25 protein-coding genes are annotated in these 26,054 nt (G+C 34.4%); 13 read left to right on the top strand and 12 right to left on the bottom strand.

The features are described from left to right. Positions 1–58: 58 nt before the first annotated feature. Both prfB and LNP04_RS04595 read left to right on the top strand, forming a co-directional pair. Entirely contained in the window at positions 59–1,171 is a 1,113-nt protein-coding gene (prfB, locus tag LNP04_RS04600) for a peptide chain release factor 2 (protein ID WP_229985398.1), read from the top strand. 87 nt (positions 1,172–1,258) lie between these two features. Beyond that, positions 1,259–1,975 (top strand): DedA family protein, encoded by a 717-nt coding sequence (locus LNP04_RS04595; protein WP_229985397.1) that lies wholly within the window; start codon positions 1,259–1,261, stop codon positions 1,973–1,975. Positions 1,976–2,016: 41 nt separating this feature from the next. Here LNP04_RS04595 and LNP04_RS04590 read toward each other — a convergent pair whose 3' ends face one another. Then, positions 2,017–2,877: an alpha/beta hydrolase gene (locus tag LNP04_RS04590; RefSeq protein WP_229985396.1), complete on the bottom strand. Its 861-nt coding sequence runs from the start codon at positions 2,875–2,877 to the stop codon at positions 2,017–2,019. 123 nt (positions 2,878–3,000) lie between these two features. On the opposite strand from LNP04_RS04590, the gene LNP04_RS04585 reads away from it, so the two are divergent. Beyond that, positions 3,001–3,906, top strand: a complete 906-nt coding sequence (locus tag LNP04_RS04585) for a DUF808 family protein (protein ID WP_229985395.1) — start codon at positions 3,001–3,003, stop codon at positions 3,904–3,906. Positions 3,907–3,980: 74 nt separating this feature from the next. On the opposite strand, the gene LNP04_RS04580 is transcribed toward LNP04_RS04585, so the two are convergent. Continuing rightward, a complete protein-coding gene (locus LNP04_RS04580) occupies positions 3,981–4,931 on the bottom strand; it encodes an alpha/beta fold hydrolase (protein WP_229985394.1) in 951 nt (316 codons plus the stop codon). A gap of 251 nt (positions 4,932–5,182) precedes the next feature. On the opposite strand from LNP04_RS04580, the gene LNP04_RS04575 reads away from it, so the two are divergent. Further along, positions 5,183–6,034, top strand: coding sequence for an acyltransferase family protein (locus LNP04_RS04575; protein WP_229985393.1), 852 nt, complete (start codon positions 5,183–5,185; stop codon positions 6,032–6,034). A gap of 6 nt (positions 6,035–6,040) precedes the next feature. On the opposite strand, the gene LNP04_RS04570 is transcribed toward LNP04_RS04575, so the two are convergent. The 4 genes from LNP04_RS04570 to LNP04_RS04555 form a co-directional block, all read right to left on the bottom strand. After that, the gene (locus tag LNP04_RS04570; RefSeq protein WP_229985392.1) at positions 6,041–6,955 is read right to left on the bottom strand and encodes a glycoside hydrolase family 43 protein; all 915 of its coding nucleotides are present in this window, start codon (positions 6,953–6,955) and stop codon (positions 6,041–6,043) included. A gap of 145 nt (positions 6,956–7,100) precedes the next feature. Then, a complete protein-coding gene (locus tag LNP04_RS04565) occupies positions 7,101–7,451 on the bottom strand; it encodes a prevent-host-death protein (RefSeq protein ID WP_129536622.1) in 351 nt (116 codons plus the stop codon). A gap of 85 nt (positions 7,452–7,536) precedes the next feature. After that, positions 7,537–8,655 (bottom strand): molecular chaperone DnaJ, encoded by a 1,119-nt coding sequence (gene dnaJ, locus LNP04_RS04560; RefSeq protein ID WP_229985391.1) that lies wholly within the window; start codon positions 8,653–8,655, stop codon positions 7,537–7,539. A 78-nt stretch (positions 8,656–8,733) separates the two neighbouring features. Beyond that, positions 8,734–9,270 carry a nucleotide exchange factor GrpE gene (locus tag LNP04_RS04555; RefSeq protein ID WP_129536624.1) on the bottom strand — a complete coding sequence of 179 codons (537 nt, stop codon included), beginning with the start codon at positions 9,268–9,270 and terminating at the stop codon, positions 8,734–8,736. A gap of 235 nt (positions 9,271–9,505) precedes the next feature. Between LNP04_RS04555 and purB the strand changes: the two genes are divergently transcribed. The 6 genes from purB to LNP04_RS04525 all read left to right on the top strand — a co-directional run bounded on the left by purB (position 9,506) and on the right by LNP04_RS04525 (position 17,245). Beyond that, the gene (gene purB, locus LNP04_RS04550) at positions 9,506–10,933 is read left to right on the top strand and encodes an adenylosuccinate lyase (protein ID WP_229985390.1); all 1,428 of its coding nucleotides are present in this window, start codon (positions 9,506–9,508) and stop codon (positions 10,931–10,933) included. Between the two features lie 118 nt (positions 10,934–11,051). Next, positions 11,052–12,107, top strand: coding sequence for a YhcG family protein (locus tag LNP04_RS04545; RefSeq protein ID WP_229985389.1), 1,056 nt, complete (start codon positions 11,052–11,054; stop codon positions 12,105–12,107). Between the two features lie 82 nt (positions 12,108–12,189). Beyond that, positions 12,190–15,882 carry a phosphoribosylformylglycinamidine synthase gene (locus LNP04_RS04540; protein ID WP_229985388.1) on the top strand — a complete coding sequence of 1,231 codons (3,693 nt, stop codon included), beginning with the start codon at positions 12,190–12,192 and terminating at the stop codon, positions 15,880–15,882. Positions 15,883–15,895: 13 nt separating this feature from the next. Continuing rightward, positions 15,896–16,276, top strand: coding sequence for a ribonuclease inhibitor (locus LNP04_RS04535; RefSeq protein WP_229985387.1), 381 nt, complete (start codon positions 15,896–15,898; stop codon positions 16,274–16,276). A gap of 6 nt (positions 16,277–16,282) precedes the next feature. Beyond that, positions 16,283–16,912, top strand: coding sequence for a GDSL-type esterase/lipase family protein (locus tag LNP04_RS04530; protein ID WP_229985386.1), 630 nt, complete (start codon positions 16,283–16,285; stop codon positions 16,910–16,912). Continuing rightward, on the top strand, positions 16,913–17,245 hold the full coding sequence (locus LNP04_RS04525) for a gamma-glutamylcyclotransferase family protein (RefSeq protein WP_229985385.1): 333 nt from the start codon (positions 16,913–16,915) through the stop codon (positions 17,243–17,245). A 68-nt stretch (positions 17,246–17,313) separates the two neighbouring features. Here LNP04_RS04525 and LNP04_RS04520 read toward each other — a convergent pair whose 3' ends face one another. Beyond that, entirely contained in the window at positions 17,314–17,670 is a 357-nt protein-coding gene (locus LNP04_RS04520; protein WP_229985384.1) for a diacylglycerol kinase, read from the bottom strand. Positions 17,671–17,815: 145 nt separating this feature from the next. Here LNP04_RS04520 and dnaN point away from each other — a divergent pair, with 145 nt between their 5' ends. From dnaN to LNP04_RS04505, 3 genes are all read left to right on the top strand, one after another. Further along, positions 17,816–18,946, top strand: coding sequence for a DNA polymerase III subunit beta (dnaN, locus tag LNP04_RS04515; RefSeq protein WP_229985383.1), 1,131 nt, complete (start codon positions 17,816–17,818; stop codon positions 18,944–18,946). A 152-nt stretch (positions 18,947–19,098) separates the two neighbouring features. Beyond that, positions 19,099–21,501 carry a phenylalanine--tRNA ligase subunit beta gene (gene pheT / locus LNP04_RS04510; protein ID WP_229985382.1) on the top strand — a complete coding sequence of 801 codons (2,403 nt, stop codon included), beginning with the start codon at positions 19,099–19,101 and terminating at the stop codon, positions 21,499–21,501. Positions 21,502–21,665: 164 nt separating this feature from the next. After that, positions 21,666–22,076: an META domain-containing protein gene (locus LNP04_RS04505; RefSeq protein ID WP_229985381.1), complete on the top strand. Its 411-nt coding sequence runs from the start codon at positions 21,666–21,668 to the stop codon at positions 22,074–22,076. 53 nt (positions 22,077–22,129) lie between these two features. Here the strand turns inward: LNP04_RS04505 and LNP04_RS04500 are convergent, their stop codons facing one another. From LNP04_RS04500 to bla-A, 5 genes are all read right to left on the bottom strand, one after another. Further along, complete coding sequence (locus LNP04_RS04500) at positions 22,130–22,372, bottom strand: hypothetical protein (protein WP_129536633.1); 243 nt, start codon at positions 22,370–22,372, stop codon at positions 22,130–22,132. A gap of 38 nt (positions 22,373–22,410) precedes the next feature. Further along, entirely contained in the window at positions 22,411–23,727 is a 1,317-nt protein-coding gene (locus LNP04_RS04495) for a hypothetical protein (protein WP_229985380.1), read from the bottom strand. Between the two features lie 61 nt (positions 23,728–23,788). Next, positions 23,789–24,679, bottom strand: coding sequence for a 3-hydroxybutyryl-CoA dehydrogenase (locus LNP04_RS04490; protein WP_229986272.1), 891 nt, complete (start codon positions 24,677–24,679; stop codon positions 23,789–23,791). Beyond that, positions 24,679–25,101, bottom strand: a complete 423-nt coding sequence (locus LNP04_RS04485; RefSeq protein ID WP_229985379.1) for a hypothetical protein — start codon at positions 25,099–25,101, stop codon at positions 24,679–24,681. The genes LNP04_RS04490 and LNP04_RS04485 overlap by 1 nt, the downstream gene beginning before the upstream one ends. A 30-nt stretch (positions 25,102–25,131) precedes the next feature. After that, the gene (gene bla-A, locus LNP04_RS04480; protein WP_229985378.1) at positions 25,132–26,010 is read right to left on the bottom strand and encodes a CGA/CIA family class A beta-lactamase; all 879 of its coding nucleotides are present in this window, start codon (positions 26,008–26,010) and stop codon (positions 25,132–25,134) included. Positions 26,011–26,054: the final 44 nt, after the last annotated feature.

Genomic DNA, 26,054 nt, shown 5'->3' with positions numbered 1-26,054 from the left:
GATTTAGAAACTCAAAACTCTCAACTTTAAATCTTATTTTTGCAAAAAAGAATTATTCGTGATCAACAACGACCAGATAAAAGAAATTCAATCAAGAATTGAAGACCTTCATAAATATCTTCAAATAGACAAAAAGAAGATAGAAATTTCTAATGATGATGAAAAAACAGCAGCTCCGGAATTTTGGGATAATCCTAAAACAGCTGAGGTGTTCCTAAAACAACTGCGTTCTAAGAAAAAGTGGGTAGAAGATTTTGAAGAGATCAATACTCAGTTTGAAGACTTGCAGGTTTTAATGGAATTTGCCAAAGAAGATCCCGATTCTGAAAAAGAATTGGATGAAAGCTTTCCAATTCTCATGGAAAAAATTGAAAACATCGAGTTCAAAAATATGCTTTCCAATGAAGGTGACGAACTTTCGGCGGTTCTTCAGATTACAGCGGGAGCAGGTGGAACGGAAAGTTGTGACTGGGCAGCCATGCTGATGAGAATGTACAACATGTGGGCAGAAAAGCAAGGATATAAAATAAAAGAACTCAACTATCAGGAAGGTGAAGTTGCCGGTGTGAAAACCGTAACCTTAGAAATTGACGGCGAATATGCTTTTGGTTATTTAAAGGGTGAAAATGGTGTTCACAGATTGGTAAGAATCTCTCCGTTTGATTCTAATGCAAAGCGTCATACGAGTTTTGTTTCAGTCTATGTTTATCCTTTGGTGGATGATACGATTGAAATTAACATCAATCCTGCTGATATTTCATTTGAAACCATGCGAAGTTCAGGAGCGGGTGGGCAGAACGTAAATAAGGTAGAAACTGCCGTTCGTCTTCGTCACGCACCAACTGGTATTATCATTGAAAACTCAGAATCTCGTTCTCAACTTCAGAATAAAGAAAAAGCAATGCAACTCTTGAAATCTAGATTGTATGAAATGGAATTGGAAGAAAGACTGAGAGCAAGAAACGAAATCGAAGCCGGAAAAATGAAAATAGAGTGGGGAAGCCAGATCAGAAATTATGTGATGCACCCTTACAAATTAATAAAAGATGTACGCTCAGGTCACGAGACTTCAGATGTTGATGGTGTGATGAACGGAAATCTTACACCATTCCTCAAAGCGTTTCTGATGGCAGACGGAACGGCGGTTTCGGATGACGATCTCGACCTATAAAATATCATGTTTACATTTTTGTTAAAATATGCTAATATGTTTTCAGCATAATTTTATTAAGCTTATTTTTGTTCATCATCATTACATATGGAAGATTACAATAGCTGGAGAGATTTATTAAACCCCGAATTTTACATCAACATGGGTGGGTTTTGGGTTATTTTGTTCATTATTTTTGCCGAGACAGGCTTGTTTGTAGGGTTTTTCCTTCCGGGAGATTCACTGCTTTTTGTGTCAGGAATTTATGCCGTAGATATCATTTCACAAACATTTGGTTCTACAGGAAGTGATTTTTTAGACACCACTCTTTTGGCATCTGCTGTTGCAATTGCTGCAATCATAGGGAATCAGGTAGGGTATTGGTTTGGTAGCAAAACAGGCCCGGCTTTGTACAAAAAACAAGATACTTTTCTTTTTAAGAAAAAATATCTTTATCAGGCACATGATTTTTTTGAAAAAAATGGTGCATTAGCTGTTATTATGGCTAGATTTTTACCTGTGGTAAGAACTTTTATGCCAATCGTTGCTGGTATTGTAAGGATGGATAAAAAAGCGTTTCTGCGTGATAATATTATCGGTGGTGTGCTTTGGTCTTTCAGTTTGATTTTTGCAGGACATTATCTTGATAAATTATTCATGGATCAATTTGGAATTAATCTGAAAGAAAAACTAGAATTTATCATCATCATTATTGTTTTGGTTACTACTGTTCCTGTAATTCTTAAATTTATGTTTGGAGCACCAAAAGAAAACCCGAAATTGGAAGATGAGGTTTTGGAAGATTTGATTGACAAAGAAAAATAATCGAAAATAAAAGATAAAAAAATAACCTGCAGTTTTGCGGGTTATTTTTTTATCCATTCCAGAATGTTGGGATAAATAATGCTGTCTCTTTTAGTTTTGTTGAAAAATCTCGGTGCATGACCGGTTTTATCCATAAAAACCAATTTGTGGGGTACATTCATCGCTGTCAAAGCTGAATCTAGTGCCAAACCTTGTTTTTGATTGACCAAAAAATCCTGATTTCCCTGAAATAAAAGGGTCGGAACATTGGTAATATTAGCAATCGGACTTGCTTTTTGGAATTCTTCAGATAAGTTTTTTCGGTCAAATTTACTTCCTACCATTTTCTGTACAGTTCCTGAAGTATATTTTGAATAAAATGAATTTAAATATTCCGGAGAATAAAAATCTGTCGGGCCACTTAACGAAATAATTTTCTTAATCTTATCTGAATTCTGATAGCCGTAAAGAAGAGCTAAATGTCCGCCTGCACTTTCTCCCAAAAGTATATAGTTGTCGGGAAGAAGTTCTGCTTTTTCAGAAAGTGAGTTGAATGTCTCAATCGCTGATTGAATGTCTTTCAACTGATCTCTATAAGTGAAATGCTTTGAAACCAAACGGTAATTCATATTCACACTCGGAATATTATTTTCAAAAAGCATCTTTTGAATTTTAATCATGTGTTCCTTTCGACCGTACTTCCATGCGCCACCATGAAGAATTAAAACGACTGGCGAATCTGTAGCATAATCTGCAGGGAGAAAAATATCCATTTTCTGGCGTTTGTGTTCGCCATATTTTAGATTATAAATTTTTTGACTGTCTTTTCCCACCCAAACTCTGAATTTTGTATTGCATGAATTTAAAATCAAGCCTATCAATCCTAAAACAAAGAAATGGTAATTGAGAATCAGCTTTTTCATAGAGTAAAGGTAAGGAGAATTTTATTTTATGTTTGAATTAATAATCTTAAATCAGTCATCAAAATCAAATTAAATCTATATTTTTGTATGACTTAACATTTATTAAAAAAATATTAAAATACTATGGCTTCTGGTTTTTTTGCGATTTTAGATGATATCGCTGCTTTGATGGATGATGTTGCTGTAACAAGTAAAATTGCAACCCAAAAAACAGCAGGTATTTTGGGTGATGATTTGGCGGTAAACGCAGAAAAAGCGACGGGTTTCCTTTCTTCAAGAGAGATTCCTGTATTGATGAAAATTATGAAAGGTTCGTTTATCAATAAGTTGATTATTGTTCCTTTTGTTTTCCTCTTAGAGTGGCTGTATTCGCCTGCTATTAAAATTATTTTAATCATTGGCGGATTTTATCTGGCTTATGAAGGTGTCGAAAAAATTGTAGAATTTTTATTTCACAGAGAAAAAAAAGGTCACGAGGTGATTGAGGAGGCTGACGATGTGATTGAAGAAGGCGAAGAAGCTGAAAAAACTAAAGTGAAATCTGCTGTTACAACTGATTTTATATTGTCGCTGGAGATTGTCATTATCGCATTGGCGGCGGCAAAAGATGGCTACGAAGCTCTGAAATCTGAGTTTAATCCATTGCTTGTAGAGATAGTTACCGTTTCAGTGGTTTCTATTATTGCTACGGTTGGCGTTTACGGAATTGTAGCATTAATTGTGAGAATGGATGATGCCGGCTTTAAATTAATTAAAAAAAGTAATGATAAAGGCTTTTTTGGAAAATTAGGGCATCTGCTGGTTAAAGCACTCCCTTTTGTTATAAAAGCTTTAGGAATCATAGGAACCATCGCCCTGATTTTGGTTGCAGGCGGAATTTTTGACCACAATATTGATTATCTTCATCATGCACTACCAACATGGAATGAGATGCTGAAGCAAGTTATTTTTGGAATCGCTGGAGGATTAATTGCGTTGGCAATTATTAGTGGCGGAAAGAAAATGTATTCATTAGCAACAAAGAAATAATTGTTAGATCTTGATAAAAAATCCTGCCTCAGTCTTTTGTAGCAGGATTTTGTTTTTTTAAATTTTATGAAAAATTAGTTTTCTTTAAGCCATTTATCAATTTCAGCAAAACTTTCAGCCGCATCTTCAACCCACGGAAAATGACCTGCCTTTTCTATCAATACCAATTTAGAATTAGGTAACGTTTTGTGCAGTTGTTCAGCAAATTCAGGTAAATTATTGGTGTCTGATTTTCCATTCAGAATCAATGTTTTTGTTTTAATCTCGGAGAATCTTTTCTGTTGATTATAATAATACTTCAATTCTTTCTCTTGCTGAGGTAATTGACCGTTCACAGGTTTTCTTCTTCCTGCTTTTGAAATTTCTTTCATGATTGGAATTACTTTTTGTGAAGATTCTTCATTATAGCACCACCATTTTAAAGGAACTTCTGATAAATCTCTTCCGTCCGGAGCTTTTTCGGTTTTGTGGGTGTACATATAGTCCCAGTCTTTTACGACCTGCGAAAACCATTCAGATTCTTTTATTCTTTTGTTTTCAGATTCTTTTTTTCTATTATAAACCTTTTCTGGTGATGCGATTAAAGAAGTTCCCATTAATATCATTCCCTCAACATGATTCGGATGTTCCAGACTATAAAGTATGGCGATTCCGCTTTGGTCAGAATGCCCGAAAAACCAGATTTTATCGACGTTGAGTTTCTTTCTTAGTTCTTCAATTTCTAAAACACTTTTCTCAAGGCTATAATCTTCCACGTTCTTTGGTACAGCTGATTTTCCGGTTCCACGTGAATCATAATAAACCATTGTGAAATTTTTTTCTAAAGGTTGTAATGTCAATTCATACCCTGTTTTCCCTGAATTAGGGTGTCCTGCAAACATCACCGGGCCGTTTCCTTTGATGGTGTAGTTGATGCTGATACCGTCAATTTTTTCTGTGAAATTTCCGTTTTTAAGCTCTTGTGCGCTTGCAAAAAAGATAAAAAATGAATGGGTTATAATCAATGCTTTCAGTCTGAAGTTCATAGATGGCAATAAATGGTTTAAAAAGCCAAATTTAAATTATATCTTAAAAAAATATGAATTATTTTCTTTAAATAAAATGAGTAGAACTTAGAATTCGTTCTGTAATTAGTATTAAATATTTATTTTTGCAGAAATTGAAACATTGAATTATCATTAAATTTAATGAACTTCACTTTCAATAAACTATGGGTAGAAATTTATCAATTGATGTTTTAAAAATAATACTGGCATTTTTTGTCGTTTTTCTACATATGAATTTTTTGAAAGAAACGTATCCTGCTTTGAGTTACATCTTAGTCAACGGACTTTTCAGAATTGCCGTTCCCGTTTTTTTAGTCATTACTGGATTTTATTTTTTCCATATCGACAATAAAGTAAAACTGAAAAAATGGCTTTTCAGAACGTTTTTATTGTATGCCATCTGGATGTTGATTTATATTTCTTATTGGAAAGATAACGAACAAATTTGGCTGACTGTCATTTTCGGATACCATCATTTATGGTATTTAATAGGAACTTTTTTTTCGGGAATTATTCTTTACTTTTTAAGAAACCAAAATTCAAAATTATTGATTGCTCTGGCGTTAGGTTTTTTCTTATTGGGTTACGGAGTTCAGGTTTTAGGGAATCTTCACTACTTTAAAAACGAAAATGATTCGGTGCTGAATATGTATCTGCTCTACCGAAATTTCCTTTTTGTGTGTTTCCCTTTTTTAACCATTGGATTTTTGATCAATAAACACAAAATTGATTTATCAGAATATAAAAATTCTTCGCTACTGGTAATTCTGTCTGTCTTGTGTGTCGTTGCCGAAGCTTTTTTTAACTACAAAAATATCAGCAGTGAAAGTACCGATATTTTGTTTTCTCTAATTTTTGCGAGTCCTTTGCTGTTCTTGTACTGCCAGAAAATCTATGTCAAAACCACTTCGAAAATTTTAGCCAGTTTTTCTACAGCAATTTATGTGGTGCATCCGCTGATTATGAAATCTGATTTTTATAAAAATATTCAGTCGTATAAAATCCTGATCTTTTTAGCGATTTTAATTCCGGTAAGCTTTGGCTTGGTTTATCTCAACAAGAAATTGAAATATTTGCTTTAAATTAATCTAATCCTGACCATTCATCGGAAGAATCATTCCGGCTTGATCGTATTTCAGTTCTCTTACTTTAAGGCTTCTCAGATAACTTTTCCCACCAGAATTTTTAGAATCATGATAAAAAAGATACCATTTTTTATCAATTTCTACGATGCTGTGATGTGTTGTCCAGCCAACGACTGGCGTCAGAATTTCACCTTGAAATGTAAACGGTCCATAAGGATTATCTCCGACAGCGTAAACGAGTTTATGGGTTTCTCCGGTAGAGTAGGAAAGGTAATATTTGTTGTCGTATTGATGAATCCAAATACCTTCAAAAAAACGTCTGTGCTGATCTCCTGATTTTAACTGATTTCCGTTTTTGTCTACAATTAAAACATCTTTTGGTTCCTCAGCCAGTTCTTTCATATTGCTTTTCAGTAAAGCAATTTTTGGCAATAAAGCGTTTTCGTCTTTCTGAAGTTCAGGATAATCTTTAGAATGCTTATTATTTCGGTATTCTTGAAGCTGACCGCCTTTTAATCCTCCAAAATAAATATAATATTGTCCATGATCATTTAAAACCGTTGGGTCAATGCTGTACGTTCCGCTAATTGGAGTTTTTTCAGCTTTAAAAGGCCCAGTCGGACTTTTACTTGAAGCTACCCCAATTTTAAATAAATCATTGTGATCTTTTGCAGGAAAATAAAGATAGTATTTGTTTCCTTTTTTAGCAACATCAGGAGCCCAAAGCTGTTGTTTTGCCCAAGAAATATCTCTTAATTTCAACGCAATGCCGTTGTCTTTTGCTTTCTGATTCACATTGTTTAACGTCAGAACATGATAATCTTTCATGTTAAAGTGAGCTCCGTTGGCAGCATCTTTCACATCAGTCTGAATATCATGAGATGGATAAATGTAAATTTTACCATCAAAAACATGCACAGAAAAGAGTCTGCAAAATACAAATGATCAAATAAATATTTTGGACTTTCCTGTGCGTAACCGATTACACCGAATAATGTAAGAATGATAAATTTTCTCATGAATTGGGCTTCCGTAATTAGTTTTACGAAAAAAGAGAAAATTTTTAGTTTAAATTATAATTCATAATCACCAGTCTCAAGATAAAATGTACAAAGTCTTGCTGTGCATCATTTCTGCTAATGAGTTTGTTTTTGTATTCGTAAGTTCCGAAAACCTTTATCAGGGTTTTATAAGTATTATAATCTTCATCCTTGATTCTGATTTTCACGTGCCCGTCTTTTCTTTTGATCAGTTGATCATCTAAAGTTCTCACTTTAAACAATACTTCACAAGATTTTGGAACAAGTCCATAATATCGCTCTACAATATTTACTTTGAATGCATCAAAAATTATTGTATTAAATACAAGATTACCATTAGAGTCTGGCGTACGAAGTTGAAGTTGATAGTTCATTTTGAATTGCTACCTTAAAGATATAAATAATTTAATATACTATGAAAGTGAAAAAGAGACTTTTTGCAAAGCCTCTTTTATTTTTTTAATTGAATAGATCTTTCACCTTATCAAAGAAAGTCTTTTCCTTTCCGGATGGTTCTGCAACCATGTCACCACTAGACATTTGCTTTTCAAAGAAATCTTTTTGTTCTTTGTTTAGCGTTTGCGGCGTCCATACATTGATGTGGATAAACATATCGCCTTTTCCATAGCTGTCAATGCTTGGTAAACCTTTCCCTGCTAATCTTAAGATTTTCCCGGATTGAGTTCCTGCATCTACGGTGATTTTTACTTTTCCACCAACAGTTGGTATTTCTTTTTTAGTTCCTAAAGCCGCTTCGGCAAAAGAAACATATAGTTCCTGATGAAGATTGTCACCTTCTCTTTTGATGGTTTTGTCTACTTCTTCCTCTACGATTACCAATAAATCTCCAGGAATTCCACCGAAAGGTGCATCATTTCCTTTTCCTCTCACATTCAATTGGATGCCGTCTCTTGCACCTGCAGGAATGTTGATCGAAATTTCCTCCTCATCTTTTATTAAACCTTGTGCATTAGCTCCGGCAGGAATTTTGTCGGCAACTTTCCCAATTCCCTGGCAAGTTCCACAAGTGGTCTGCGTTTGCATTTGTCCGAACATTGTATTCATCACCTTCATCTGAACTCCGGCTCCGTTACAAGTAGGACAGGTCTTTGAAGTGGCACCTTCTGCCATCTTCATTTTTTTTACTTTAAGAGTTTTTTGGGTTCCGTTCACCATCTCTTCAAGATTCAGCTTGATTCTGATTCTTAAATTAGAACCTTTCACCTGCTGACGACCTCCGCCGCCACCGCCGAATCCTCCAAATCCACCGCCGAAAATGTCGCCAAACTGACTGAAGATGTCTTCCATATTCATTCCGCCACCGAAGCCACCGCCGCCGTAACCTCCGGCACCGCCCATTCCGGCGTGTCCGTATTGGTCATAACGAGCTTTTTTATTGTCGTCGCTCAATACTTCGTAAGCTTCTGCAGCTTCTTTAAATTTTTCTTCAGCCCCTTTATCTCCCGGATTTTTATCTGGGTGATATTTGATTGCCATTTTTCGGTATGCTTTCTTTATTTCGTCGGCACTCGCAGATTTGCTGACCTCAAGAACCTCGTAATAATCTCTCTTTGACATATATAATTATAATTGATGATAGATGAATAATAATTGCTATAAGATTAATTATCACTCATCATTTATCATTAATGAATTTTAGTTTCCTGTTACAACTTTTGCAAAACGAATTACTTTGTCACCTAAAGTATATCCCGTTTCGATAACATCTACGATTTTACCTTTCAAATCTTCAGATGGAGAAGGAATTTGTGTAATTGCCTCGTGGTAGTCAACATTAAAGCTGTCACCCGCTCTTACTTCCATGATTTTTAAACCTTTCTCAGTTAATTTGTTTTTAAACTTGTTGTAAATCAATTCAACTCCCTGAAGGTCGGCTTCGTTACCATTTTTAGCGATTTCTTTTAAAGCTCTTTCAAAATCATCCAAAACACCTAGCATAGAAACCATCATCTCTTGGTTGGCGTAAGTGAAGAAGTCCATCTTCTCTTTTGAAGTTCTTTTTTTATAGTTTTCAAACTCTGCGTACAATCTGATGTAACGGTCTTTTTCTACTGCCAAAAGTTCTTCTGCAGTAGGAATTTCTGTCACATTTTCTTCTGTTGTAGTTTCCGTCTGAGGATTGATTTCTTCCTGATTATTGATATTTTCTTCGTTGATATCCTGATTTTCCATGTTTCAATAACTTTTTATAACACATCTTTGTCAAAGATTTTGCCAAAGAAAAAATCAGGACATTTAGGCAGACTAAAGATGACGATTAAAAAGATAATCGCGGATTCTCTCAAAGCTTTAAATTAATTATTTACAATTTAGCGTTGTTTTTTTATGAAAACTTAAAACCATTCTCACAATTTTTCTCTCTCAATCAAAATCCGTATTTTTGTGCATCTAAAAAGTAAAAGAAAGAATGAATTCCTACAAAAATCCATTGGAAGAGCGTTACTCCAGCCAAGAAATGTTGTTTAACTTTTCTCACAACAACAAATTCCAGAATTGGAGAAAGCTTTGGATCGCTTTGGCTGAGATTGAAAAAGACTTGGGTCTTGATATTACAGACGAGCAAATTGCAGAGTTGAAAGCCAATGTTGACAATATCGATTATGATAAAGCGGCAGAATATGAAAAGAAATTCCGTCATGATGTGATGGCTCACGTTCACGCTTATGGTGATGTGGCACCTTCGGCAAAAGGAATTATTCACTTGGGAGCAACTTCAGCTTTTGTAGGAGATAATACTGACCTAATTCAGATCCGTGACGGACTTTTAATTTTAAAGAAAAAGTTGGTTAACGTGATGAAAAATCTGGCTGATTTTTCAATTCAATATAAAGACCTTCCGACTTTAGGATTCACCCATTTCCAACCAGCTCAGTTGACAACCGTTGGAAAAAGAGCTACACTTTGGTTACAGAGTTTGGTTCTTGACATCGAAGAGTTGGATTTCTTCCTTGAAACTCTACGTTTTAGAGGGGTAAAAGGAACAACCGGAACTGCTGCAAGTTTCTTAGAACTTTTCAACGGCGATTATTCTAAAGTTAAACATTTAGATAAAGAATTGTCAAAAAGATTTGGTTTCGAAAAAGTTTTCGGAGTTTCTGGACAAACTTATGACAGAAAGATTGATGCTAAAGTTGTTGCTTTATTAGGAAATATCGCTCAATCTGCACATAAATTCACAAACGATTTACGTCTTCTTCAAAATTTGAAAGAAATTGAAGAACCATTCGAGAAAAACCAAATCGGTTCATCTGCAATGGCTTACAAACGTAATCCAATGAGAAGCGAAAGAATCGGAGCTTTAGCAAAATATGTAATGTCTTTAACGACAAGTTCTGCAATGGTCGCTTCAACACAGTGGTTTGAAAGAACATTAGATGATTCTGCAAACAAGAGATTAACAATTCCACAGGCGTTTTTAGCGGTTGATGCAATTCTATTGATTTGGAACAACATCATGAATGGAATAGTGGTTTATCCAAACAGAATCAACAAACATATTATGGAAGAACTTCCTTTCATGGCGACAGAATATATCATCATGGAAGAAGTGAAAGCTGGTGGCGACCGTCAGGAAATCCACGAAGTAATCAGAGTTCACTCTATGGAAGCTTCGAAACAGGTAAAAGAAGAAGGAAAAGAAAACGATTTGATCGAAAGAATCTTAAATGATCATTCTTTAAAACTTGATAAATCAAAATTAAAAGAAGTTCTCGACCCGAAAAACTTCATCGGTTTTGCGCCAATACAAACGGAAGAGTTCATTGCTAATGAAGTTCAGCCTATTTTGGATGCCAACAGCGAATTGATTGGTTTAGAATCTGATCTGAAAGTATAAATTACATGCAGTCTTTCGGGCTGCATATTTTAATTTTATAATTAAGTTTTGTATTTTAGTTGAATAGCACTTCAAAATTATAGGAATATTCTGAGGAGATTCTGACTCGAAGAAATTTATGAAAGAAGATAATTATTTGTCTGCCATTGATGTCAATTTGATAAAGAACATTAAACATATTGTTCTCAAGGCTCGGGCAAATACTTATCAAAGAATAAATAAAGAATTAATTCTTACCTATTGGGAAATTGGGAAAGAAATTGTGGAGGCGGAAAAGAGAAATAATATTGATTATTCCACATCAAGACAGATTATTCTAAAATTATCTAAACTGTTGACAAAAGAAATTGGAAAAGGTTTTTCTCGCTCTAATTTGTTCAATATGAGGAAGTTTTATTTGGAATATTCAAGTGTCCAGTCAACGACTGGACAGTCTGAAGTTCTTTTATTATCTTCCATACAACTTACGTGGACACATATTTGCGAATTACTCATCATTGAAGATAAAAACAAAAGAAGTTTTTACGAAAAAGAAACGGTGAATGCGCATTGGTCGATTCGGGAATTGAAAAGACAAATTGACAGTTCTCTTTACGAAAGGCTTTTGCTGTCTCAAGGAAAATCTAACAAAGAAAAGGTTTATGAGCTTTCTAAAAAGGGACAAGAGCTTAGTAAGGCTGAAGATATTCTAAAAAGTCCTTATGTTTTCGAATTTCTGGGAATACCGGAAAATAAACCTTTGCTTGAAAAAGATTTAGAAAGAAAACTAATCCGCCATATCGAAGATTTTTTGTTAGAATTAGGAAAAGGATTTATGTTCGTAGGTTCACAACAAAGAGTAACCATCAATAATACACACTATTATGTTGATATGGTTTTCTACAATAAAATTTTGCAATGCTATATTTTAATAGAATTGAAAACCACAAAACTAAATATTTCAGATGGTGGCCAACTAAATACTTACCTTAATTATTACAAGACAGAAGTGAATGATGATAATGACAATCCGCCAATCGGAATTATTTTGTGTGCTGAAAAAGATGAAATTACAGCAGAATATATTTTGGGTGGATTTGAAAATAATCTTTTTGCCTCAAAATATATTACTGTTTTGCCGGATAAGCAAAAGTTAATAGAAGAAGTTGAAAATGTGATGAATATTAGTAAATAAAACTTATTTTCATCTCAATAAAAATAATAAATCTAATAAACGATTTTAGAAAATGAAAGGCTAAAATCTCATATCTATAAAAATGAACAAAAGAATTTTCGTAGAAAAAAGAGGAATTTTCGATGTAGAAAGTCCAAAAATTTTTGATGAAGTAAAAGCGGTGGTTCCGTCTATCCAAAGCGTAAAAGTGTATAACGTTTACGATATTTTTGGATTAAATGATGGTGAATTCGAAAAAGTTGTAAACAGCACTTTCGTTGATCCTGTTACCGATATTTTAATCGAAGAAAATCCTGCAAAAGGAGTTTATTTCGCATTAGAATTTTTACCGGGACAATATGACCAACGTGCCGATTCTGCTCAAAAGTGTATCGCTTTACTGACTGAAAATGAAAAATCTAAGGTAAGAAGCGGTAAGCTCATCGAGTTTGAAGGCGTTTCTGAATCTGATTTGGCAAAAATCAAAGACCTTCTCATCAATAAAGTAGAATCTCAGGAAAAAGATTTATCAACTTTAGATATTCCTGCAGAAGAAACTCCGTCAAAAGTGATTATTCACGAAGGTTTTATCAATTTTGATGATGCTCAGATTGAAGAATTCTTTAATAATCATGGCTTTGCTTTAGGTCTGGATGATTTAAAATTCATTCAGGAATATTTTAAAACTGAAAAAAGAAATCCTACAGAAACAGAACTGAAAGTTTTAGATACATATTGGAGTGACCACTGCCGTCATACAACGTTTGAAACAGAATTGTCAAATATTGAATTTGAAGGACAGTTTAAACATACATTGGAAACTATTTTCAATGATTATATCGAAAAAAGAAAATTCTTAGGACGCGAATTAAAACCAATTTCCTTGATGGATCTGGCGACAATTTGCGGAAGATATTTCCATAAAACAGGAAATTTGGACAACTTGGTGGTTTCCGATGAGATTAACGCTTGTACAATCCAAATCGAAGCTGAATATGATGGTAAAAAAGAGCCTTGGTATTTATTATTTAAAAACGAAACACACAATCACCCGACGGAAATTGAACCTTTTGGTGGTGCTTCAACGTGTTTAGGAGGAGCAATCAGAGATCCTTTGTCAGGACGTTCATTTGTTTTCCAGGCGATGAGATTAACGGGTGCTGCAGATGTTCTGGAGCCGGTTGATCAAACTTTGCCAGGGAAATTACCTCAAAAAACAATCACAAAACAGGCGGCTAACGGATATTCATCTTACGGTAACCAAATCGGTTTGGCGACTACAATGGTTTCCGAAATCTACGATGAAGGCTACAAAGCAAAAAGAATGGAAGTTGGTTTCGTTACCGGAGCAGTTCCTGTGGATTGGGTAAGACGTGAAAAACCTGAAGCTGGTGATTCTATCATCATTTTAGGAGGTGCGACGGGTCGTGATGGTGTTGGTGGAGCAAGCGGAAGTTCAAAAGAACAGGACGAAACTTCTATTCACACGATGAGTTCTGAAGTTCAGAAAGGAAATGCCGTTGAAGAGCGTAAAATTCAGAGATTGTTCAGAAATCCAGAAGTGACGAGATTGATTAAAAAATCTAATGACTTCGGAGCTGGAGGTGTTTCCGTAGCAATCGGTGAAATCGCTGATTCTTTGGAAGTTAATCTCGATGTTTTACCTTTAAAATATGAAGGTCTGAACGGAACTGAACTTGCTATTTCTGAATCTCAGGAAAGAATGGCGGTTGTGGTTGAACCAAAAGATAAAGAAAAGTTTATCAAATTCTGTGAAGCTGAGAATATTGTGGCTGTAGAAGTTGCAAAAGTGACAGATTCAGGAAGAATGCAGATGTTCTGGAAAGGCGATAAGATTGTTGATCTTTCAAGAGAATTCTTAGATACGAATGGTTGTTCTAAAAGCCAGGAAGTTAAGATCACGCATCTTAATGAAGTAAAAGAAGAAACTCAAACTTTTAACGAGGAGAATTTCTTAAAAATCTTAGCAGATAAAAACGTTGCTTCTCAAAAAGGTTTGTTGGAAATGTTTGACTCATCCATTGGTGCGACTACAGTTGCGATGCCTCTAGGTGGAAAATATCAACAGACTTTGATGGAAGGAAGTGCTCAGACGTTACCTATTTTAGGAGCAAAAGATATTGAAACCGTTTCCTTTGCAAGTTGGGGATTTGATGCTGAAATTTCAAAGCAAAACTCGTTATTGGGAGCTTCTTATGCAGTCGTTGAAAGCGTTGCGAAAATCGTTGCGATGGGCGGCGATTATAAAAATATCAGATTAAGTTTTCAGGAATATTTTGAAAAATTAGGTCAGAATCCTGAGAAATGGGGCAAACCTTTGGCTTCTCTTTTGGGAGCTTATGATGCGCAGATCAACCTTGGTTTGGCAGCGATTGGAGGAAAGGATTCAATGAGTGGAACATATCAGGATTTGAATGTTCCGCCAACCTTGATTTCGTTCGCTTGTGCTAATGGAGAAAAGAAAAATGTGATCTCTCCTGAATTTAAACAGGCAGGAAATAAACTGTATTTCTTCAATCATATTCTTCAGGAAAACGGACTTCCAAACTATGATAAATTAAAGGATGTTTACGAACTTATTTTCGAAAATATCAAAGCTGGAAAAATTGTTTCTGTGAAGACTGTGAAAGAAGGCGGCATTGCGGTTGCTTTAGCGAAAATGAGTTTCGGAAACAGATTGGGAGCTGAAATAAATACCGCTGATGAGAACATTTTATTAGCTAAAAATATTGGAAGTTTAATTATAGAATCGACTGAAGAATTAAGTTCTGTTGATCTTCAATTAATCGGTGAAGTTAAAAATTTAAATATTCTCAAAATCAATGGTTTAAATTTTGAAATCGAAAAATTACTTGAAGCCAATACAAAAACTTTTGAAAACCTATTCTCAACAGTAGAAAAAGAAAAAATTACGGTTGAACTGGATTCAAAACTGAACTCAATCAACCCAAGAAATATTCAAATCAAAAAACACGGAATCGCTCAGCCAAGAGTTTTCTTGCCTGTTTTTCCGGGGACAAATTGCGAGTATGACACGCTGAATGCATTCCAAAAAGAAGGTGCAATTGTAAGCAGCTTGCCTCTAATCAATATCAATCATCAGTTACTTGACGAAAGCATTGATGCGTGGGTAAAAGAAATTAAACAATCACAGATTTTAGCATTCTCCGGAGGTTTCTCTGCGGGTGACGAGCCGGACGGTTCTGCAAAGTTTATCGTGAATGTTCTGAAGAATGAAAAGATGAGAAATGCCGTTCATGAATTGCTTGACAGAGACGGAATGATCATCGGAATCTGTAACGGTTTCCAGGCTTTGGTGAAGTCAGGATTGTTGCCTTACGGAAGGATTAAGGATTTGGATGAAAATTCTCCGACATTAGCTCACAACGCAATCAGAAGACATATTTCTCAAATGGTCAATGTTAAAGTATTGAATGACGAATCACCTTGGTTGAAAGGAATGAAAGATCAGGTTTTCACAATTCCAATTTCTCACGGTGAGGGTCGTTTTATGGCTTCGGAAGAAGAAATTCAGAAGTTGTATGAGAACGGACAGATTGCTACACAATATTTAGATTTAGATGGAAACATTGCTCACGGAATGCCATTCAATCCAAACAACTCATTGTTCGGAATTGAAGGAATTACGAGTCCGGATGGAAAGATCTACGGAAGAATGGGTCACCCTGAACGTTTTGCAGAAGGATTGATGAAAAACATTCCAACTGCAAATTATCATAACATCTTTAAAAACGGGGTTGAGTACTTCAAATAATAATAAAAAGAAAATGGCTGTCATCAATGGCAGCCATTTTTCTGATTTGTCGGGATTCTACGAAGAAGTTTCTCAGGTTTTGATGAAAGGTAAAGATTGGAAAGTCGGAACTTTGGATGGCTTTGATGATATTTTGTATGGAGGTTTCGGAGTTTTTGAAAATAAAGATGAACTTGAAATTATCTGGAAAGACTCTCAGAAATCAATTGAAGATTTAGGTTTTAAAGCAACCAAAGAATTTTACAAAAATAAAATTAGACAGGGAAAACCTTTCAATATCAATTTAGCTCAGCACAAATTGAATGATTTGATTGACGGAAACGGACAAACCTTGTTTGAAATTCTGATTGAAATTGTAGAATCACATCAAAATATAACCCTAATTTTAGATTAAAAAAAAATGAAGAAGAGAATGGTGTATGGATTATTTTTCGGTGACAGCATTACTTACGGAGAATATGACGGCGTGTTTGGAGGATGGGTTGATATTCTTAAAAGATTTGCTTTACAAAAATACAATGAAGGAAGTGATGAATTAATTCTTTTCAATCTTGGTATTGGCGGTGAAACTTCAGAAGGTTTGGTGAAAAGAATTCAAAATGAGATATCCGCAAGAAATGCGGAGGATGGAAACATGATTTTCATCGGTTATGGAGCTAATGATTTAGCCATAAAAAATGGAACTCAGATGGTAAATCCTGAAGATTTCAAAACTAATATTTTAACAGCAATTCAGCAAACTAAAGTATATTCACAAGATATTTACTTGGTAAGTATTCTTCCGTTTTCTAAAAAAGTGGATGGAGTAGTAGTTGCTTCCGGAAAGTTGAGAACAAATGAAGACGTTTTGGTTTACAATCAAATTCTTAAAGATACAGCGAGTGAAAACTCTTTAAATTACATTAATTTTCATTCAGCGTTTTTAGAAGACAAAGAGATTTTGCTTTCCAAAGATGGTGTACATCCCAATGAAAAAGGATATGGGATGATGGCTGAAATTGCAATCCCGATCATTGAAAAATATTTATAAATGCCAAATTTATTTTCTTACGGAACTTTACAGAAAGAGCAGGTTCAGCTCGAAACTTTTGGAAGAATCTTAAAAGGTGAACAAGATATTCTGAAAGACTATCTATTAAAAATGTTGGAAATCACAGATCCTGAAGTTTTACGCAAAAGCAATCAAAAATATCATCCGATTTTGGAATTTTCAGGAAATAGTGCAGATGAAGTGGAAGGTCTTTTGTTTGAAGTGAGCGATAAGGAAATTCTTCAGGCTGATGAATACGAAGTGGAAGATTACAAAAGAATTGAAACGGTTTTTAAATCCGGAAAGAAAGGATTTATCTATGTTGGAAAATAGTGTTTAAAACATTCTTCAACGAATTGTAGCACAAAGATCCGTGATAATTTAAGAAATTTGTGGTACAATTAATCGAAAATATATTTCCAGTACACAAAAACTCCAACCACAACAGACGCTGCAGCAATTAAAGTCACAGCTCCAGCTGAAACATCTTTAATAAAACCAATTCTTTTATCAAACTCAGGATGAATGATATCGCAAATCTTTTCAATGGCTGTATTGAAAGTCTCAGCGCTTAAAACTCCGATAGAAACTGTTAAGACCAAAACGGTGTCAATCGCAGAAAGGTTTAAATAAAAGATTAAAAAAATATTAATCAGCAAAGCCATCACTTCAATCTGAAAATTTCTTTCAGACTTCAGCATCATCCAAATGCCCCGAAAGGAGTTGATGAAACTTTTATGGATGGGAGGTTTTCTCATTTTTAAAATTGATGCTTAGCAAAGATAGTGGATTAAATATTTCAGAAAAAAATAAATTCTTTTGATGGATGTTAATAACTCTCAGTATTATTCTTTTCTATCTGTTTTCTATTTGTTATATTTGTAAAAACTTATTTTTAAATCTATGAAATTTATTATTTCAAGTGGTGAACTGCAGAAAGCATTGCAAACTGTAAGTGGCGTAATATCAAGCTCTCAATCGAGACCGATTTTAGAAAACTATCTTTTTGAGTTAAACGAAAATAACCTTACCATTACAGCGTCTGATGGCGAAACAACTTTGGTAACTTCATTAGATGTAAAGTCTGATGATGCAGGTAAATTTGCGGTTCCTGCCAAAATTTTTCAGGATTTTATCAAGACTTATGGCGAACAGCCTTTGACGCTTGTTGTAAAAGACAATGCAGAAGGTACTGGCAGCCAGCTTGAGATTTTAGATGAGAAAGATAATTTTGCCGTTGCATTAGACAACGCAGATGATTATCCTGAACTTCCGGAATTCGAATCTGCTCAAAGCGTGACGATGCCTGCGGGAGTTTTATCTGAAGCTTTAACAAATACACTTTTTGCAACAAGTAACGATTCTCTTCGTCCGGTAATGACAGGAGTTCTATTCCAGTTTGGGGAAAATGAAACGAATTTTGTTTCTACAGATTCTCACAGATTGGTAGTTTACAAAAGAACAGATTTGATGAATGCCGAGCCCATGGAATTCATCATGCCTAAAAAACCTCTGAACATCTTCAAAAATATTTTAGCAAGTTCAAACGAAGACATTACGATTGACTTCAATGAGAATATGGCTAAATTTACTTTTGGTAAACACTTTTGGATCTGTAGATTAATCGACGGAAAATATCCAAATTATACTGCGGTAATTCCTAAAGAAAACCCGAATGTTTTGACGATCAACAGAAACTTGTTATTAGGAGCAATCAAAAGAGCTTCTATTATGTCAAATAAGTCGACGAATCAAGTTAGATTTAAATTGTCTGCTAACATTCTTCACCTTCATGCAGAAGACACAGAATATGCAAACAAAGCAGATATGCAGATTCCTTGCGACTATAACGGTGAAGATATCAACATCGGTTTCAGTTCTAAATTTTTAACTGAAATGTTAGGTATTTTGAGCGCAGACGATATCACGATGAAAATGTCTCAGCCCAACAGACCAGGAATCATTGAGCCGCTTGATGGTCTTGAAGAAAACGAAAATATTTTAATGTTATCAATGCCTGTTATCGGATTGTAAGATTAATTTAAATAAATTCTAAAAGAGGTTGATTTTTCAGCCTCTTTTTTGTTTTTTAGACTCAGTTGAAAGGTTAAAAATTTCTCTGTTTCTCAAAAAAACACGATATTTGTAACTTGAAAAAATTCAAAATAAATTTTCAAAATTAAAGGATGAAAATATCAAATAACTGGCTGAAAGATTATATCAAAACGGAACTGAAATCTGAAAGAATAGGAGAGTTTCTTACAGATATCGGTCTTGAGGTAGAAGGAATAGAGAAATTTGAAAGCATCAAAGGAAGTCTGGAAGGTGTGGTTGTAGGAAAAGTTTTGACCTGCGAAAAGCATCCGAATGCCGATAAATTAAAGAAAACAACCGTAGACGTTGGAAACGGAAAAGTTTTAAATATCGTTTGTGGCGCTCCGAACGTGGAAGAAGGACAAACCGTTCCGGTTGCAGTTGTGGGAACTAAAATCTACGATAAAGCCGGAAATTTCTTTGAAATCAAAGAAGCTAAAATCAGAGGTGAAGTTTCTCAAGGGATGATTTGCGCTGAGGACGAATTAGGCTTAAGCGAAGATCACGGCGGAATCATGGTTTTAGATGAAACCAAATATGTAGTCGGAAAGAATTTTTCAGATTATTTTGAACTGACAAACGACGAAGTCTTCGAAATTGGTTTAACGCCAAACAGAACCGATGCAATGTCTCATTACGGTGTTGCAAGAGATTTGTATGCCTTTCTTTCAACGAATCAGCAAAAAGGTGATTTTGAAAAAGTATCTTCAGTTGCTTTAAATAATGAAGGAACACATGAATTTACATTGGAAGTTGAAGACGCTGAATTAACTCCAAGATACATCGGAGCGGTGATTGAAAATGTAAAAGTTGCAGAATCTCCTTCTTGGTTAAAAGACAGACTAAAAGCAATCGGTTTGAGCCCGATTAACAATATTGTAGATATTACCAACTATATTCTTCATGGTTTCGGTCAGCCGCTTCATGCTTTTGATGCAGATAAAATTGCGGACAAAAAAGTGAAAGTAGGAACTGTTGCCGAAGGAACAAAATTCACCACTTTAGATGGTGTTGAAAGAACATTGAATGGTTCTGAAATTATCATTAAAGACGGACAAGATAATCCGATGTGTATTGCCGGAGTTTTTGGTGGTGCCAATTCCGGAGTATCTTCAGAGACGAAAACAATCTTCTTAGAAAGTGCTTATTTTAATCCGATTGCGATAAGAAAAGCGGCTAAAGCTCATGGTTTAAATACTGATGCTTCTTTCAGATTTGAAAGAGGAGTTGACCCAAATATCACCAGAACAGCCATTACTCATGCCATCACAATGATTCAGGATTTGGCAGAAGGGAAATTGCTTGGAGATTTATTGGAAGAATATCCGAAGAAAATAGAAGATAATTATGTGATCATCAGATTCTCAAAAATCGAACAGATTTTAGGAACGAAAATTCACAGAGAAAAAGTAAAAGAAATTTTAAAAGCTTTAGAAATTCAGGTTTTAAATGAAATTCAAAATGGTTTTGAAATCTCTGTTCCTGCTTACAGAGCTGATGTAACAAGAGAAATTGACGTTATTGAAGAGATTTTAAGAATCTACGGTTATAATAAAATTGAAGCTCCACAAAAAATTGCGTTTACTCCAGTAAAGCTCAATGCAAAAGATCAGGACGAGCTAGAGAATAATTGGGCGAGAACTTTACAGAGCTTAGGTTTTAATGAAGTGATGAACAATTCTTTAACTTCTGTGAAAGATGAAACGGATGCAGTGAAACTGTTGAATCCTTTAAGCAATGATCTTGCATATATGAGAAAGTCTTTATTAGAAGGGCTTTTACAGAATGCAATCTACAACATCAATAGAAAAAATCAGGATATCAAGTTCTTCGAATTTGGAAAAATTTACCATAAAAAAGAAAAGTACGAGGAAAGAAAACAGTTGGCTATTTTAGTAAGTGGAAGAAATGTTTCTGAAAATTGGTTACAGCCAAAATCTGCGACTGATTTCTATAATCTGAAAGCTTTTGTGAAAGTTTTATTAGAAAGATTAGCTATCGACTATAAAGAAGTGGCTCTTTCTGATGATAGATTTTCTGATGCTTTGGCGTACGAATCTGAAGGTGAAACTTTAGTGAGAATCGGAAAAGTTGCTCCTCAAATGCTGAAAGATTTTGATATTGATCAGGATTGTTTTTATGCAGAAATTGAATTGGAGCTGGCTCAGAAGTTACGTTTTAATAAAGAATTGAAATTTAATGATATTCCGAAATTCAACAAAATCAGAAGAGATCTGGCATTGTTGATTGATAAAAATATTACATATCAGGAATTGTATCAGACTGCTAAAAAGAACAAATCTCCTTTTATTAAAAATATCAATTTATTTGATGTGTACGAAGGGAAAAATCTTCCGGAAGGCAAAAAGTCTTATGCAATGAGTTTTGAATTGTTAAACGAAGAAAAAACTTTAGAAGAAAAAGAAATTTCTGCAGTGATGGATTCTTTGATTAAATCTTTCCAGAAAGAATTTAATGCGGAATTGAGGTCTTAAGAAAACAACTTTTCAACGATACAAAAAAACGGACAAAAGTCCGTTTTTTTGTGGAATCTTATTTATAAATAATTCTAAACAATAATATTTCCGTAAATTTGGTTTAAATCAAAAAGAAGAATGAAACATCTGTTGCATTTGACTTTTAAAATAAAAAATCTAAAATGAAAAAAATCTTTTTAAGTTTATGTACGGTTGCTGTTTTGGCATCGTGCGGAACAATGTCAAATACATCATCATCTAAAGTCGGAAAGGCGCAGCCATCAATCGCTGCTACCAAGTGGGTTTTGGCAGATAATGTAAAAGGTAAAACACCAACGTTGAATATTGATGGAGCGAAAGTAAACGGAAACGCAGGATGCAACAGTTATTTCGGAACTTTGTCTACTGATGCGACTTCAGGAACTTTTACAGCATCTCAGCTGGGTTCTACCAGAATGGCTTGTGATAACATGAGCGTGGAGCAGAATTTTATGAGCATGATGGGAAAAGTCAATAAATATGTGGTTTCGGGAAATACGTTAGAATTGTATCAGGATAACCTGCTACTTTTGAAGTTTAATAAAGCTGAATAAAAATAAAAAAGGAACTCAAAATTTGAGTTCCTTTTTTTATGAGTAATAAATTCTTATTCTTCGTCTTCCTCGTCGTCGTATTTCGCCAACTCTTCATCACACCATTTGAATGCAGCTTCTACTACTTTTGTAGCTTCGTCTGCCATAGTTTCTTCATCGTCTCCTTCTAAATCATCCAACCATTCAACTTCCTCCTCCTCAACATTCAAAATGAATCTAGGATATTCTGTGTGAACTACAAATAAATCTTCAGGAAATTCCGAATTGTCTGCTAATAAAAACTTTGGTAATTTCATTTTTTTTAATGTTTAAACTTTCTCAAAGATAAATAAAATTATTGGTATTTGTTCTTGTCAATTTTAATTTTTTGCAAAACTTTATACGTAGTGATGGTCGTTTTCTGCAATGTATCCTGTGGTTTGAAAGTGAACTTAACTTTAGGATTAACAGTACTTATTAGCTCTGCAATCTGCACTTTTTCAAGGTCTTCCACATCATCCACATAAAATAAAAGTGGTGAATTTTCTAGTTTTTCTGATTTTAAAAAGATAGAAATTTCTTTTCTGTTTTCCAGATAAAAACCTTTTGAAAGCCACGTAAAAACCATTCCTGATAAGAGACTTAATACCCCAATTGTATAAGTTTTTAATCTGAAAATTTCGAAAACTTTTTTCAGATAAACCAGCCAGATAGGAAAAGTAAAAGGTGCTAATAAGCGATAATCTAAAGGATCAATCCCATAAAAATACTGTACAAAATAAGAACAAATAATTCCCGAAACACCAAGCAGAATGATGAATTTTTCAGTTTCGGTAAGTTTGTTTTTTACGAATAAAAATACAATTAAAGATATGTTCAAGATTCCAATTCCGTAAATTCCATAATTAATAATTCCTCCATTGGGATTAGACATGTGAATGAATGGGTTGAATGAGGTTGCTAATCCTTGGAAAAGCTCCGTAAGAAGTTGAGATGTAGGTTTTAGACCAATTTCTAAAACTTGATTCACATAATTTTGGTTGAATTGATCTATAAATAAAAACTTGTACAAAACAATGTATACAACTGCCAAAGATGCAGAAGTAATAAAGATCATCGCATAATTTTTTCTGAATGACAAAAGACCAAATAATCCTACACCACCAATCATGAAAAGAGCACTATATCGAATGTTAAAGATTAAAATTAAAGACAATGTCAGGCAGAGAATGCTTTTTGTTTTTGTCCATTTTTTTTGAATGATGCAATTTGACACATACATCAAGATAAAGATAAAAGGTAACATTAAAGCTTCACTTAAAGTCGCTGAAAATATGCTGACAAAACTTAGAAATGAACAAACAACAATAGATTCTTTAAGATAAAAATCTTTTTTCCACGCAAAGATGATGATCAGAAGAAATGAAATGATTCCGACAATTTTACTACTCCAAAATTCATCAAAAGCAAAGTAAGTGAAAAATCGGATGCTTAAAGGATAGCCTAACGGAGTAATTGTATTATCTATTGTTGGTAAAGCATCTGCAAATCGCATGTAACGAATAGAATCGGGTGTTACTCTTCCTTTCTCATTTAATAAAAAACGCAAAATGGTCATCACTAAAGTAATGATGACCATTGATATTTGAATGTATTTTTCTTTAAGTTTCATCGGGTTGCATTAGATTGCAGCCAAATTTATAACTTAAAACTCACAACTCATAATTAAGAAGTTATTTTGAAAACATTTTTGCCACTTTCTCAGCTTTTTTGCTTTCAGAATAGTCATAAAAACCTTCTCCGGATTTTACTCCCAGTTTTCCGGCCATTACCATATTTACCAATAATGGATTCGGAGCATATTTTGGATTTTTGAAACCATCGTACATCACATTTAAAATTGCCAAGCACACGTCAAGACCAATAAAATCAGCTAACTGCAAAGGTCCCATCGGGTGAGCCATCCCTAATTTCATTACGGTATCGATTTCCTCTACTCCGGCAACGCCATTATATAAAGTTTCAATCGATTCATTAATCATCGGCATTAAGATTCTGTTGGCTACAAACCCTGGATAGTCGTTTACTTCAACAGGAACTTTTCCTAAATTTTTACTCATTTCGTAGATGGCATCAAAAGTTTCTTTAGAAGTAGAGTAGCCCTTGATGATCTCAACCAATTTCATGATAGGAACAGGATTCATAAAGTGCATTCCGATCACTTTATCAGCTCTTTTTGTTGCCGATGCAATTTTAGTAATAGATATTGAAGAGGTATTGGTAGATAAAATGCAGTTTTCAGGAGCATACTCATCCATCTCAGCAAAGATTTTCAGTTTTAAATCCTGATTTTCTGTAGCTGCTTCCACCACTAAATCTGCATTGGTAACCGCATCTTTCAACGCAGTGAATGTTGTGATATTTCCTAAAGTTTCTGATTTTTGTTCTTCTGTAAGGTTTCCCTTTGCAATTATTCTGTCAAGGTTGGTGGTGATGGTTTTCAATCCTCTGTCTAAAGCATCCTGAGAAACATCTACCAAATTTACACTAAAACCGCTTTGTGCGAAGGTGTGTGCAATACCATTTCCCATGGTTCCAGCCCCGATAACTACAATGTTTTTGATCATTTTAATTGTTCTTTTTTATATGAAATTAAATTTTTTATTTGAGTTAAATCATTTTTCTTCACAAGTTCAGAGCTTGTGAAAAAAACAGTTCCGCCGCTGTTTTTGTCTCTTGAATTGTTTTGCGAATTGACGGTAGTTTCCAAACCTTTTACAAATTTAATTCTCTTACTTTTTGGAAGTGCGTCAATCCCGATATACAATGCAAATTCACCTTCTCTTCCTAAGCCGGATTTTCTGAAAATCTCAACCTTTTTTGCTTTAGATTTACCTTGAAAACTTTCAATATAATTCATCACAGGAGCAGTGGAGGGAGTTCCGCAACACATGCTGCTGTAACTTAGTTTTAGATAGCTTTCGCTTTTCTGCGCAAGAAAAAGTGCACAGCTAAATAGTGCGAATGATAATATTATTTTTTTCATAAAATTTGTTTTAAAAATAAGCTTTAATATTTACTTACTAAAATCATCCCAAACTGCTTTTGAAATGTCTGAAATTATTTTACAGTTCACCACATCAGATTCTGTGGAATTGCTTACAAATACGGCAATTGCGTAATGTTTTCCGTTGGGTAAAGTGACAATAGCAATCTCATTTTCTGCACCTGTTAATCCTGCATCATTTTTCCCTGAAGCTCCCGTTTTTCTTGCAACAGGCGTGTTTTTCGGAAGTTGCTCGACTAATTTATTCAATCCTGTAGAGGTTGAAAGCATGACATTCATTAAATAATCTGTTGATTTTTTTGAAAGTAATTTCCCGTCATAGAATTTTTTCAAAACATCAACAGCAGATTGTGTGGTGCTGTAATTTTTATATTGCACATTCCAATCTTTGTGCATTTCAGCTTCATTGTATTTGATCTGAAAACCTTTCACACCTTTAGAATCAAAAAATTTCTGAACAGTTTTTGTACCTCCGAGCAGTTTTAACATGATATCGCATCCATTGTTGTCGCTTTTCGCAACAGTCAGTTCTAAAATTTCACTTAAAGGAACTTCTACACCGCCATTTGGATACTTGTCTCGAAGAGGAGACCAGGTATTTTCAAGCAAATTAGATTGGTCTAAATGAATTTTCTGATCTAATGAAAGTTTTCCTTTATCCACAAAATCCAAAACAGCTGCTGCAATATGGAATTTAAATACACTCTGCATCGGAAGTTTTTTGTCTGCGTTTCTATTGTATGTAAAACCATTCTCAAAGCCCAATACGGAAACTCCTACTGTGGCTTTTTTATTTAAAAGAATGACGTTGATTTTATCGTGCAGACTTAATTTTTGTCCAAAACTAACAGTAGAAATCAAAAGAAACAGCAGAATTATTTTTTTCATACGAAGATTTTTAGCGGAAATTTTTGTTTAAAATAAATCCCTTT

It is taken from the genome of Chryseobacterium sp. C-71, assembly GCF_020911865.1.
Lineage (GTDB): Bacteria > Bacteroidota > Bacteroidia > Flavobacteriales > Weeksellaceae > Chryseobacterium.
This window is presented reverse-complemented; position numbering and strand designations above follow the sequence as displayed.

What these genes read in the sequence shown, in the direction of transcription:
- LNP04_RS04595 (WP_229985397.1), top strand. Translation starts at nt 1,259, where the DNA reads ATGGAAGATTACAATAGCTGGAGAGATTTATTAAACCCCGAATTTTAC.
- LNP04_RS04590 (WP_229985396.1), bottom strand. Translation starts at nt 2,877, where the DNA reads ATGAAAAAGCTGATTCTCAATTACCATTTCTTTGTTTTAGGATTGATA.
- LNP04_RS04585 (WP_229985395.1), top strand. Translation starts at nt 3,001, where the DNA reads ATGGCTTCTGGTTTTTTTGCGATTTTAGATGATATCGCTGCTTTGATG.
- LNP04_RS04580 (WP_229985394.1), bottom strand. Translation starts at nt 4,931, where the DNA reads ATGAACTTCAGACTGAAAGCATTGATTATAACCCATTCATTTTTTATC.
- LNP04_RS04575 (WP_229985393.1), top strand. Translation starts at nt 5,183, where the DNA reads ATGAATTTTTTGAAAGAAACGTATCCTGCTTTGAGTTACATCTTAGTC.
- LNP04_RS04565 (WP_129536622.1), bottom strand. Translation starts at nt 7,451, where the DNA reads ATGAACTATCAACTTCAACTTCGTACGCCAGACTCTAATGGTAATCTT.
- dnaJ (WP_229985391.1), bottom strand. Translation starts at nt 8,655, where the DNA reads ATGTCAAAGAGAGATTATTACGAGGTTCTTGAGGTCAGCAAATCTGCG.
- LNP04_RS04555 (WP_129536624.1), bottom strand. Translation starts at nt 9,270, where the DNA reads ATGGAAAATCAGGATATCAACGAAGAAAATATCAATAATCAGGAAGAA.
- purB (WP_229985390.1), top strand. Translation starts at nt 9,506, where the DNA reads ATGAATTCCTACAAAAATCCATTGGAAGAGCGTTACTCCAGCCAAGAA.
- LNP04_RS04545 (WP_229985389.1), top strand. Translation starts at nt 11,052, where the DNA reads ATGAAAGAAGATAATTATTTGTCTGCCATTGATGTCAATTTGATAAAG.
- LNP04_RS04540 (WP_229985388.1), top strand. Translation starts at nt 12,190, where the DNA reads ATGAACAAAAGAATTTTCGTAGAAAAAAGAGGAATTTTCGATGTAGAA.
- LNP04_RS04535 (WP_229985387.1), top strand. Translation starts at nt 15,896, where the DNA reads ATGGCTGTCATCAATGGCAGCCATTTTTCTGATTTGTCGGGATTCTAC.
- LNP04_RS04530 (WP_229985386.1), top strand. Translation starts at nt 16,283, where the DNA reads ATGAAGAAGAGAATGGTGTATGGATTATTTTTCGGTGACAGCATTACT.
- LNP04_RS04525 (WP_229985385.1), top strand. Translation starts at nt 16,913, where the DNA reads ATGCCAAATTTATTTTCTTACGGAACTTTACAGAAAGAGCAGGTTCAG.
- LNP04_RS04520 (WP_229985384.1), bottom strand. Translation starts at nt 17,670, where the DNA reads ATGAGAAAACCTCCCATCCATAAAAGTTTCATCAACTCCTTTCGGGGC.
- dnaN (WP_229985383.1), top strand. Translation starts at nt 17,816, where the DNA reads ATGAAATTTATTATTTCAAGTGGTGAACTGCAGAAAGCATTGCAAACT.
- pheT (WP_229985382.1), top strand. Translation starts at nt 19,099, where the DNA reads ATGAAAATATCAAATAACTGGCTGAAAGATTATATCAAAACGGAACTG.
- LNP04_RS04505 (WP_229985381.1), top strand. Translation starts at nt 21,666, where the DNA reads ATGAAAAAAATCTTTTTAAGTTTATGTACGGTTGCTGTTTTGGCATCG.
- LNP04_RS04500 (WP_129536633.1), bottom strand. Translation starts at nt 22,372, where the DNA reads ATGAAATTACCAAAGTTTTTATTAGCAGACAATTCGGAATTTCCTGAA.
- LNP04_RS04495 (WP_229985380.1), bottom strand. Translation starts at nt 23,727, where the DNA reads ATGAAACTTAAAGAAAAATACATTCAAATATCAATGGTCATCATTACT.
- LNP04_RS04485 (WP_229985379.1), bottom strand. Translation starts at nt 25,101, where the DNA reads ATGAAAAAAATAATATTATCATTCGCACTATTTAGCTGTGCACTTTTT.
- bla-A (WP_229985378.1), bottom strand. Translation starts at nt 26,010, where the DNA reads ATGAAAAAAATAATTCTGCTGTTTCTTTTGATTTCTACTGTTAGTTTT.